The organism is Paenibacillus alvei DSM 29 (assembly GCF_000293805.1).
Classification (GTDB): Bacteria; Bacillota; Bacilli; order Paenibacillales; family Paenibacillaceae; genus Paenibacillus_B; species Paenibacillus_B alvei.
In genome coordinates, this window is record NZ_AMBZ01000002.1 from 704,240 (window position 1) to 715,000 (window position 10,761).

The 10,761-nt window shown below is 48.1% G+C and carries 12 protein-coding genes (1 of these 12 running past the window's edge); all 12 read left to right on the plus strand.

Features of this window, described 5'->3' with window-relative positions:
* Window positions 1-32: 32 nt before the first annotated feature.
* Entirely contained in the window at window positions 33-974 is a 942-nt protein-coding gene (locus PAV_RS09610; RefSeq protein ID WP_005545578.1) for a SurA N-terminal domain-containing protein, read from the plus strand.
* Between the two features lie 200 nt (window positions 975-1,174).
* Window positions 1,175-2,113 carry a cysteine synthase A gene (gene cysK / locus PAV_RS09615; protein WP_005545580.1) on the plus strand — a complete coding sequence of 313 codons (939 nt, stop codon included), beginning with the start codon at window positions 1,175-1,177 and terminating at the stop codon, window positions 2,111-2,113.
* 227 nt (window positions 2,114-2,340) lie between these two features.
* Window positions 2,341-3,981, plus strand: coding sequence for an anthranilate synthase component I family protein (locus PAV_RS09620; RefSeq protein ID WP_005545582.1), 1,641 nt, complete (start codon window positions 2,341-2,343; stop codon window positions 3,979-3,981).
* A gap of 49 nt (window positions 3,982-4,030) precedes the next feature.
* On the plus strand, window positions 4,031-4,606 hold the full coding sequence (gene pabA / locus PAV_RS09625; protein WP_005545587.1) for an aminodeoxychorismate/anthranilate synthase component II: 576 nt from the start codon (window positions 4,031-4,033) through the stop codon (window positions 4,604-4,606).
* On the plus strand, window positions 4,607-5,500 hold the full coding sequence (locus PAV_RS09630) for an aminotransferase class IV (RefSeq protein WP_005545589.1): 894 nt from the start codon (window positions 4,607-4,609) through the stop codon (window positions 5,498-5,500).
* 110 nt (window positions 5,501-5,610) lie between these two features.
* Window positions 5,611-6,477 carry a dihydropteroate synthase gene (gene folP, locus PAV_RS09635; RefSeq protein WP_005545591.1) on the plus strand — a complete coding sequence of 289 codons (867 nt, stop codon included), beginning with the start codon at window positions 5,611-5,613 and terminating at the stop codon, window positions 6,475-6,477.
* A gap of 44 nt (window positions 6,478-6,521) precedes the next feature.
* Window positions 6,522-6,935, plus strand: coding sequence for a dihydroneopterin aldolase (gene folB, locus PAV_RS09640; protein ID WP_005545594.1), 414 nt, complete (start codon window positions 6,522-6,524; stop codon window positions 6,933-6,935).
* Between the two features lie 54 nt (window positions 6,936-6,989).
* Window positions 6,990-7,550 (plus strand): 2-amino-4-hydroxy-6-hydroxymethyldihydropteridine diphosphokinase, encoded by a 561-nt coding sequence (folK, locus tag PAV_RS09645; RefSeq protein WP_051135103.1) that lies wholly within the window; start codon window positions 6,990-6,992, stop codon window positions 7,548-7,550.
* Entirely contained in the window at window positions 7,508-7,708 is a 201-nt protein-coding gene (locus PAV_RS09650; RefSeq protein WP_005545597.1) for a helix-turn-helix domain-containing protein, read from the plus strand. Before folK ends, PAV_RS09650 begins: the two co-directional genes overlap by 43 nt.
* 88 nt (window positions 7,709-7,796) lie before the next feature.
* On the plus strand, window positions 7,797-8,798 hold the full coding sequence (gene dusB / locus PAV_RS09655) for a tRNA dihydrouridine synthase DusB (protein ID WP_005545599.1): 1,002 nt from the start codon (window positions 7,797-7,799) through the stop codon (window positions 8,796-8,798).
* A 301-nt stretch (window positions 8,799-9,099) separates the two neighbouring features.
* The gene (gene greA, locus PAV_RS09660) at window positions 9,100-9,576 is read left to right on the plus strand and encodes a transcription elongation factor GreA (protein ID WP_005545600.1); all 477 of its coding nucleotides are present in this window, start codon (window positions 9,100-9,102) and stop codon (window positions 9,574-9,576) included.
* Window positions 9,577-9,799: 223 nt separating this feature from the next.
* On the plus strand, window positions 9,800-10,761 hold the 5' portion of the coding sequence (lysS, locus tag PAV_RS09665) for a lysine--tRNA ligase (protein ID WP_005545602.1). The gene runs 544 nt beyond the window's last position; the window shows 962 of its 1,506 coding nt (coding positions 1-962); it begins with the start codon at window positions 9,800-9,802; the stop codon falls past the right edge of the window.

Here is a 10,761-nt window from a genome sequence, read left to right on the forward strand (position 1 = left end):
AAAGGAAATACGAGGTAAGGGAAGCAAGCGATATGACGAGAGAAGTCAAGAGCTTATGGGGCTGCATTATTGTACTGTTTGCCTGTGTAATTGTGCTTGCAGGCATTCTGATTTTACGGCTTGACGTCCCGGTCAAGTCACCCGAGGCTGCTTCCTCCGATTCCTCATCCGTCGTTGCGTCAGTAGGAACGCATAAGATTACGCGTGCACAATGGAATAGAGAATTGGAGCAGCAGTACGGTGGGTTAGTGCTGGAGCAGATGCTGACGAACCGAGCGGCAGACCAAGAGGCGAAGTCGTTAGGTATTGAGGTGACTTCCGAAGAAGTTACCCGAGAGATTAAGCGTCAAATGAAGGGTTATGAGAGTGAGGAAGCTTACTTTCAAGCCATGAAAGAACAACTGGGAATGAGCCCAGAGCAATTGAGTCAAGACATGCGCAATCAACTCCTATTGGAAAAAATCGCAACGTACGGCATTGATATTGGTGATGCTGATATCGACGAGTATATGCGTGAACATAAGGGCGAGTATGAACCTGTAAACTCCTATCAAGTAGCACATATTACGGTATCAAACAAAACCGATGCTGAAGCGATTCTTGATCGTATTAAGCAAGGCGAAGATTTCCCTTCACTCGCGGGAGAACTCTCGCTTGACTCCTTCTCATCACAGCAAGGTGGACGAATGGGCTGGATCGATGAGGATGATCCATTCTTGGATCATGCGGAGCTGAATCAAGTGTCTCAGATGGATGTCGGCGACATTTCTCCGCCAGTTAAGATTAAGGATGGCTATGCCATTATTAATTTGGTTGGCAAGAGGGAAGTTAGGCCTGAACAGCATGACGAAATGCGAGAGCGTGTTCGTAAAGAAATCGCGTTAGAGAAAACTCCACCATTGGTGCAGTGGCGAAAAGCATTACGTGAGAAGTATGGCGCAGCCATTGCAGACACAGCATTTACAACTGAGTGAGATGGCATGAATGGCGGTCCGCCAGAATAAGATGACTTATTCTGGCGGGCTGCTTTTTTTCTGCCTCTTATCGAGAGAATAGCGAATAATTTTGGGAGGTCTATTGACATTCGACAAATGGCTTGCTAATATTGATTAAAACCTAGTGAATTAGTCGGAAATATAAATTTAATTCCTATTAACCTATGGGAGGGCTCTCTATGCCAAGAATCGTCAATAGCGTAACCGAACTAATCGGGGATACTCCACTTGTACGTCTGAATCGAATTGTACCGGAAGATAGCGCGGAAATCTATGTAAAGCTGGAATATCAGAATCCGGGCTCTAGTGTTAAAGACCGGATAGCAATAAGTATGATTGAGGTTGCCGAGCAAGAAGGCATTTTGAAGCCTGGGGATACAATTGTAGAGCCAACAAGCGGCAATACAGGCATTGGTCTTGCAATGGTGGCTGCTGCGAAAGGATATAAGGCCATTCTGGTTATGCCTGAGACGATGAGCATCGAGCGCCGCAATCTCCTGCGAGCTTATGGAGCTGAGCTTGTTTTGACTCCGGGAGCAGAAGGGATGAACGGTGCGGTTCGCAAGGCGGAAGAGCTAGCACAAGAGAACCCTACTTATTTCATTCCTCAACAATTTAAAAACCAAGCGAACGTGAAGATTCACCGAGAAACGACAGGTCCGGAAATTGTCGAAGCTATTCAATCGTTGGATGGCAAGCTGGATGCGTTTATCGCAGGAATTGGCACCGGAGGAACGATTTCGGGAGCAGGTGAAGTGCTGAAGGAGAACTTCCCTGGAATCCGAATTGCGGCCGTCGAACCAGCGGCATCTCCATTATTGTCTGGAGGCAAGCCGGGGCCGCACAAAATCCAAGGAATTGGAGCTAACTTCATACCAGATATTTTAAACCGCGATATCTACGATCAGATTATTACGGTTGAAAACGAAGATGCATTTGAAACAGCGCGTCGCATTGCGAAGGAGGAAGGCATCTTAGTCGGCATTTCCTCTGGTGCAGCGATCTATGCTGCCCTGCAGATTGCAAAGGAGTTGGGAACCGGCAAGCGCATTGTCGCTGTCGTTCCAAGCAACGGAGAGCGTTACTTGAGCACACCGTTATTTAATTTCGAAGATTAACGCATGTATCCCCTTATCCGGTAACGTGTACGGTAGCGAAGGCTGCTGAGCGCAGGACTGTGATGAGGGGATTTTTATATCCGGTAAAATGCAAAAAATGTAAGACGGTCGTCTTTTCATCCGAAGCCCCATTGTTTATACTAATCAGTAATCTGATGACGTTTATCATCCAGGAGGAATTGGGATCGATAAACAGGGATGATGGATTAGGATAAAGAGGTGGAAATGTGATTGAATCAGCAGTGGTAAATGGACAGGCGCTTATTGCACGGGAGCAATGGCACCGTTTTATCGATAATCAATATACGATACTTCCTTATGTGACCAAATATGATCTGGAGCCAGAAAGCACGCATATCTCTTCCTGGGAGTCTGCATGGGCGGGAGCTGGATCGTACACTTTTGTACTTGAGAGTGGTAAGGGTGGACGCTACACAATTGTAGGGATAAATCCTGCATCTATGATAAGGGGGAAGGGACGTACGGCTCAGGTTATTATGTCAGACGGAACTGAGCTGACGCATGAGGGGACCCCGTTAGAAATGTTGAAGGAATGGATGTCTCCTTATCGAGCGCCTCGAATCACAGGACTGCCCGATTTCACTGGCGGATGTGTTGGTTATATAAGCTATGATATTGCCAGATCGATCGAACGGCTTCCCGAGCTAGCAGAGGATGACCTGAATTTGCCGGACTTTGTATTTATGCAAATGAATGAGCTCTGGATCATTGATCATAAGGAACAGGCAATGTATTGTGCAGTCATGACAGAATGCGACTCGTCTTCTATATCGATGTCCAAGCGCCAAGCAGCGGATGGCTCGACCGCATGTGGATCTCTTGATGAAAATGTTGAGTGGGCTTCAGTACACTATGCGCTTGCTGAACAGCGTGCGTACAAGATGAAGGAGCAGTGGGACACATGGTGGGAAGCTGGTAATACGGAGAAGACGAAGGAGGCTGTGGAGCGTCGCCAACGATGGTTGAAAGAAGACCATAATCTTGAAATGGATGCACTGCAAGGTGTACAGACCGCATTCCCTAAGGAGAATTTCGAGAAGGCTGTAAGGCAGATCCAACAGTATATTTGTCAGGGCGATGTATTTCAGGTAAACCTCTCCATGAGACAGACGCGAACCCTGCGCGAAACCCCGGAACGGCTCTATGAATGGCTGAGGGTGCTAAACCCATCTCCCTACATGGGCTTGCTCCGTTTCCCAGACTTCCAACTCGTATCCTGTTCTCCAGAGCTGCTGGTTAGCATGAAGCAAGGTGAGATCAGCACTCGTCCAATCGCAGGTACGAGACGCAGAGGGCATAATCTAGAAGAGGATGCGCGTATGGCGGAGGAGCTGCGTACGAACGAGAAGGAACGGGCGGAGCACATTATGCTCGTTGATTTGGAGCGCAACGATGTTGGTCGTATTTCAGAGTATGGATCTGTACGGGTTGAAGAGCTGATGGCGATCGAGTATTATTCGCATGTGATGCATTTGGTATCTGAAGTGAAGGGAAAGTTGGCGGCGGGCAAGGATGCCTTTGATGTGCTTCGTGCGACATTTCCAGGGGGGACGATTACAGGAGCACCCAAGGTACGCACGATGGAAATCATTGAGGAACTGGAGCCTGTTCGCAGAGGTCCGTATACAGGGTCATTCGGTTGGATTGACTATAATGGCGACATGGAATTTAATATAATTATCCGTACCATGACAGTGAAGGATGGTGTCGGACATATTCAAGCGGGAGCGGGTATCGTTATCGATTCCAATCCAGAGCGCGAGTATAAGGAGAGCTGGAACAAGGCAAAGGCCTTGTGGAAAGCTGTGCAGCTGAGCGAACGCGACATGATGGAGCGGGGAGACTAGATTAGTGAAGGCGTGCTGATTGGCACGACTGAGAGAGGATGAGCATAGCATGATACTTGTTATCGATAATTATGATTCTTTTACGTATAACCTGGTACAGTATTTAGGAGAGCTTGGAGAAGAGATACAAGTATATCGCAATGACGAGATCGACATTCAAGGTATCGAGAAGCTTCAGCCCGATCATTTGCTGCTGTCGCCTGGACCATGCACACCAAATGAAGCGGGGATCACATTGGACGTAATCGTGCATTTTAAAGGCAAGATTCCTATCTTTGGCGTATGCTTAGGTCATCAGGCCATCGGACAGGCTTTTGGCGGCAAGGTTGTACGGGCACAACGATTGATGCACGGAAAGACATCCCCTATTTATCATGAGCAGCAGTCTGTTTTTGAAGGGCTTCCTAGTCCATTTACAGCAACACGATATCATTCACTGCTGGTGGAACGGGGGTCGCTGCCCGATTGCCTTGAGATTACAGCTACTACGGAAGAAGGCGAAATTATGGGTCTTCGACACAAGGAATATCCGATTGAGGGAGTTCAATTCCATCCGGAGTCCATAATTACAGATCATGGACATCAGATGCTGCGCAACTTCTTGAAGAAGAGGGTAGGCAGCTAAATGGATATTATCGGGTGGAATGGGAAGGTAGTACCAGTTGATCAAGCCGCGGTTTCGGTAATGGACCACGGCTTTTTATACGGAATGACTTTGTTTGAAACGATGCGAACATATGGAGGAAGGCCATTTTTGCTGGAACGGCATATGGAACGGCTGACATCGGCTTGCAATATACTTGGCATTGATTATAGGATGGATACCATACAGATAGAGCAGGTAGAGCGCCACATACGAGAGGTCATGGATGCGAATGGCTTGAAAGAAGCGTACGTTCGTTATACCGTGAGTGCAGGCGAGAATGGGTTTGGGCTGCCGATCGGAGAGTATGTACGCCCAAATGTGCTCGTGCTAGTGAAGCCGTTGCCTGCATTCCTTGATGAACTGTATGAACAGGGAAAGCCGCTGCAGTTGCTTCATACAAGACGAAACGGGCCAGAAGCAGATGTTCGCTTTAAGTCGGGCCAATACATGAATAATATCGTTGCTAAGCGCGAACTGGTGCGATTGAATAGCTCTGCGCAAGGAGCGGAAGGTCTTATGTTGGATCAGAACGGTCATATATCGGAAGGCATTGTGAGCAATGTGTTCTTTGTACAGGATGGACGTCTATATACACCGGATTTATCGACTGGCATACTGCCGGGCATTACAAGACAGTGGGTTATTGAGCTTGCTGGACAAGCGAATATCGATGTAGAGGAAGGGAAGTATGAATGGAAGCGGCTCTGGCATGCAGATGAGGTGTTTTTAACAACCTCGGTGCAAGAGCTGGTGCCGGTTACTTCCCTCATTGATACGGAAGGTCAGGCGAAGCAATTGGGCGGCGGGCAAGCGGGCGATTGCACGCGTATGCTGTTGAGCTTGTATCGCGCCACCACTGTACGCATCATATAGACCGGAGTAGGAATTACACGAGCCCTTAGGGGATTTAATATGCCGTGTCTAGGCAGTTGGATTGCATGTACCAATCCGACCATCCAGGACGGTAGAGAGGGGATGCAAGTATGTTGCAACCGACGTTTTGGAAGCACACGTATATATGGGATCAGGCTAAATTGACTTTAGGTAAGCGAACCTTGGTGCAAGGTATATTAAATGTAACGCCAGATTCCTTTTCCGACGGAGGCTGTTATGATCGAATAGATCGTGCGTTGGCACACGCAAAGGAAATGGTTGCGCAGGGAGCGGACATTATCGATATTGGCGGAGAGTCCACGCGACCCGGCCATGAACCAGTTGGGCAGGAAGAGGAGCTACGGCGGGTAATTCCCGTGATTGAGGCGCTTCAAGAAGCGATGCCCCATATTCCATTGTCTATTGACACGTATAAGGCGGAAGTCGGTAGACGGGCTTTAGAAGCGGGAGCGCATATTCTAAATGATATTTGGGGCTGCAAGCGCGAGCCGGAAATGGCCCGTGTAGCTGCTAACTATGGTTGCCCTATCATTTTGATGCACAACCGCCCGGAGCGGAAATACGAACGTTATGTAGATGATGTAAAGAGGGATCTGCTGGAGAGTGTGGCAATTGCGAAGACGGCTGGTGTTGAAGATCAGAATATATGGCTGGATCCGGGAATCGGATTTGCGAAAGATTACGAGGACAATTTGATGCTCATGCACCATTTGGATGAGCTTGTTGAACTCGGATACCCCGTATTGCTGGGGACATCACGCAAGCGGTTCATTCGCGAGACGCTTCAGCTTCCGGTGGATGCTTTGATTCACGGGACAGCAGCTACCGTATCAATTGGCGTGGCACAGGGCTGCCAGATTGTGCGCGTGCATGATGTAGGGGAAATCGTGCAGACCGTTCGTATGTGTGATGCTATGTTATACCCGAGAGAACGGATGGAAGCTGCGGAGCAATAATGATATAACATAACCCTAAATTGGTGTAGAAGGGGAGAATAGTGATGGTAAGTACAAAAGTATCGCGGCCTGACCGTATGCAGTTGCACGGAATGGAGCTGTTCGGGCGCCATGGTGTATTTGAAGAGGAACGGAAATTGGGACAACGCTGGATTGTCGATCTAGATTTGCAGGTAGATTTGCGCGAAGCTGGTAGATCTGATCAGTTGGAGTATTCGATTAACTATGCTGAAATATACAATACGGTTAAGCACATTGTCGAAGAGGAATCCTACCAGCTTGTCGAAGCGATTACAGAACGTATTGCAGCTGTTCTCCTAGAGACTTATTCGCTAATCAGAGAAGCAACCGTTCGCGTGACAAAGCCTCACCCACCGTTCGACATTCATTTCCGAGGCGTAACGATTGAAATGACGAGAGTTCGGGCGGAAGCGAACCCAACCGGGAGCGAGGCATAACAGATGAATGAAGTAAAGAAGAAGCATCGCGAAATAAAGCTGGACTTCGCAGGAATGGATAGCGAGACGGTGACACATACTGGAGAGCAGACTGCTTATATTGCGCTCGGTTCCAATATTGGCGTACGGGAGCGGGCTTTGTATGATGCATTGTCGTTTCTGCATGGACATGGACAAATACATGTTGCAAGCTGCTCTGCAATATATGAGACCGATCCGGTTGGATATGAGGATCAGCCTGCCTTTCTAAACATGACGGCTTGTGTTCGGACAACATTGCAGCCTGATGAGCTGCTGAAGGCGATGCTTGCGATTGAGAAGCAAATGGGGCGCGTGCGGGATGTTCGCTGGGGCCCGCGCATCATTGATTTGGATTTGCTGTGGATGGGCGAGACTTCGTGGAATACAGACCTGCTTACATTGCCGCATCCTCGTATGGGAGAGCGGCTGTTCGTACTCGTGCCGCTTGCTGATATTGTTCCGGAGTCGGCTGTCGAATTGCACGCATTCGTTCATCATGCCTTGGGAACACTGGATGGGAAGGAAGGTATTCGGAAGTGGAGTCCTTGCAAGTGGCCAAGCGAATCCGGGCTTTCCGCAAGCTTAGGGGATTAACACAGCAGCAATTGTCTGATCGCGTGCGTATCTCTGTATCTGTGCTCGGTGAAATCGAGCGGGGACATCGAAAAATCGATGAACAGATGATGAATGAAATTTGCAAGCAATTAAATATTTCACATGATGAACTGGCATCACGGGGTTCCTTTCGGTAAAATGGAACATTGGTAATCCTGTTTTATATATAACTGTGTGGCTTATGGGGCCTCATGGATAAGGATAGAGTTGAAAGGAGTGCGAGCTATGCTGAAAATTGCAAATATCGAAATGAAAAACCAAGTCGTGCTTGCGCCCATGGCTGGGGTGTGCAACCCTGCCTTCCGTCTCATTGCGAAGGAATTCGGCTGCGGACTCGTATGCGCAGAAATGGTTAGTGACAAGGCCCTTGTACATGGCAATGAGCGTACCCGCGAGATGCTGTATGTAGATGATCGGGAGAAGCCGCTTAGTCTGCAGATTTTTGGCGGGGATCGTAAATCGCTCGTCGAAGCTGCCAAAATTGTCGATAAAGATTCAAATGCCGATATTATTGATATCAACATGGGATGCCCTGTACCGAAGGTCACGAAGTGCGATGCAGGTGCCCGTTGGCTTCTTAACCCAGAGAAAATATACGAGATGGTGTCGGCCGTTGTTGATGCTGTCGATAAACCAGTTACGGTTAAGATGAGAATCGGCTGGGATCACGATCATATTTATGTCGTGGAAAATGCTAAGGCAGTTGAGCGAGCTGGCGGTCAAGCGGTTAGCGTGCATGGACGTACGCGCGAGCAGTTGTATACCGGTCAAGCGGACTGGAGCTATATCCGCCAAGTTAAGGAAAATGTCTCAATTCCAGTTATCGGCAACGGGGATGTGTTCTCTCCGGAAGACGCGAAGCGTATGCTGGAAGAAACAGGATGCGACGGCGTCATGATCGGACGCGGTGCACTGGGCAATCCGTGGATGCTGTACCGCACGATTGAGTATTTGACGACTGGCGAGCTGCTCCCAGATCCATCTGCAGAAGAGAAGGTTCGTATTGCGCTTGTTCATATGGATCGCCTCATTGCGCTTAAAGGCGAGCAGGTTGCGGTGAAGGAGATGCGCAAGCATCTGGCATGGTACTTGAAGGGATTGCCTTCTGCCGCGCGTGTGAAAGATGCCATCATGGAAGAGACACGCCGCGACGAAGTTGCCCGCATGCTGGAGGAGTATGTACGTCAAGTGAATGAGAAGCAAGAGGCTGAATCTACGGTACAGTAAATGGCACAATAGAAGCTGTTGCGGGCGCACGCTCAGGGTATCGAAGCGTTTTCAAGGGCATGTGCTGTCTCATTGACTTTTGCAAATCCATCCCATATAATTCAACAATAGAAAATTGGCCTCGGGCTTGGTGTATATTACACGGCTATGTATGACAAAGAACGACCAAGTTGTGGAGTCATGATGTGGCAATCAAGCCATATGATGAACTATAGCATTCGCATCGGCTGCATTCGCATCGATCGTTGTTGGCGGTCCTGAGGCTGGATGCGAAATATATCATGACAGGAGAATCGGTAAGATGAGCGATAAAGAAGTCATTCTGACCCAGGACGGTCTGAAGAAGCTGGAGGATGAGCTTGAAAACCTCAAATCCGTTAAACGTCGTGAAGTGGCAGAGCGGATTAAAGTAGCGATCGGCTACGGCGACATCAGCGAGAACTCCGAATATGAAGATGCGAAGAATGAACAGGCATTCATTGAAGGTCGTATCATTACATTGGAAAAAATGCTTCGCAACGCGCGCATTATTAACAACGATGAAATTGATACAGATATCGTAAGCATCGGATCTACTGTTATCGTAGAAGACTTGGAATTTGGCGACAAGATGGAATATACAATTGTCGGTACTGCTGAATCCGATCCATTGAAGAACCGGATTTCGAATGAAAGCCCGGTAGGTAAAGCAATTTTGGGTAAGCAAAAGGGCACAACTGTGGATGTGAACGTTCCAGCAGGTGTGATTCAATACAAAATTCTCGAGATTAAGCGCTAATCATCTGCGGTATCGCAGCATGCAGCGCCAAGCATGAGAAGTTGGGATGAAAGCTTCCATACATGGAAGCTTTTTTCACCAAATGAGCGGTATGATGAAGTGTGGGCAATGTTCCCTCTTTTTCATGAAAAGAAATGAAAGAACATGAAAGCTAAGTTCAGTTCAAGCATTTATCATATATCATGGAATATTGCGATTTAATGTATACAAGGAGTGGAGTGAAATGACGGACGTCGTCAATCAAGAAACGGAATTAAGTGAATTGCTGCAAATTCGCCGCAACAAATTGGACGAGCTTCGGAAGCTGGGCGTAGATCCGTTCGGTACAAAATACGAGCGTACAACAACTGCCAAAGAAGTGTTGGATAAGTATGACGGGATGGAGAAGGAAGAGCTTCAGGAATCCGGCATTGAGGTCAGCCTGGCAGGGCGCATCATGGCAAAGCGCGGTATGGGCAAAGCTAGCTTTGCGCACATTCAGGACTTGTCCGGCCGTATTCAAATTTATGTTCGTCAAGATACAATCGATGAGAAGAAATTTGAAGCTTACAGCCTGCTTGACCTAGGAGACATCATTGGTGTTCGTGGTACGGTATTCAAAACGAAGACAGGTGAATTGTCCATTAAAGTGCTGGAGCTTGAGATTTTGTCGAAGTCGCTCTTGCCGCTTCCAGAAAAATATCATGGCCTGAAGGACGTGGAAATGCGTTACCGTCAGCGCTATGTTGACTTGATTATGAACCCGGATGTTCAGCAGACGTTCGTCACTCGCTCGCGCATTATTCAATCGATGCGTCGCTATTTGGATTCCCATGGCTACTTGGAAGTGGAAACACCGACACTCCATGCAATTGCTGGTGGTGCGGCGGCGCGTCCGTTCATCACGCATCATAATGCACTCGACATGACACTCTACATGCGTATTGCGATTGAGCTCCACTTGAAGCGTTTGATCGTAGGCGGATTGGAGAAAGTGTATGAAATCGGACGCGTATATCGCAACGAAGGGATTTCAACACGCCACAATCCAGAATTCACGATGATTGAATTATATGAGGCATACGCAGATTACAACGATATCATGAACCTGACGGAAAATCTGGTTGCGCATATTGCACAAGAAGTGTTGGGTACAACGAAGATCCAGTATCAGAACCACGAAGTTGATCTGACGCCGCAATGGCG

What these genes read in the sequence shown, in the direction of transcription:
- PAV_RS09610 (WP_005545578.1), top strand. Translation starts at nt 33, where the DNA reads ATGACGAGAGAAGTCAAGAGCTTATGGGGCTGCATTATTGTACTGTTT.
- cysK (WP_005545580.1), top strand. Translation starts at nt 1,175, where the DNA reads ATGCCAAGAATCGTCAATAGCGTAACCGAACTAATCGGGGATACTCCA.
- pabA (WP_005545587.1), top strand. Translation starts at nt 4,031, where the DNA reads ATGATACTTGTTATCGATAATTATGATTCTTTTACGTATAACCTGGTA.
- PAV_RS09630 (WP_005545589.1), top strand. Translation starts at nt 4,607, where the DNA reads ATGGATATTATCGGGTGGAATGGGAAGGTAGTACCAGTTGATCAAGCC.
- folP (WP_005545591.1), top strand. Translation starts at nt 5,611, where the DNA reads ATGTTGCAACCGACGTTTTGGAAGCACACGTATATATGGGATCAGGCT.
- folB (WP_005545594.1), top strand. Translation starts at nt 6,522, where the DNA reads ATGGTAAGTACAAAAGTATCGCGGCCTGACCGTATGCAGTTGCACGGA.
- folK (WP_051135103.1), top strand. Translation starts at nt 6,990, where the DNA reads ATGGATAGCGAGACGGTGACACATACTGGAGAGCAGACTGCTTATATT.
- dusB (WP_005545599.1), top strand. Translation starts at nt 7,797, where the DNA reads ATGCTGAAAATTGCAAATATCGAAATGAAAAACCAAGTCGTGCTTGCG.
- greA (WP_005545600.1), top strand. Translation starts at nt 9,100, where the DNA reads ATGAGCGATAAAGAAGTCATTCTGACCCAGGACGGTCTGAAGAAGCTG.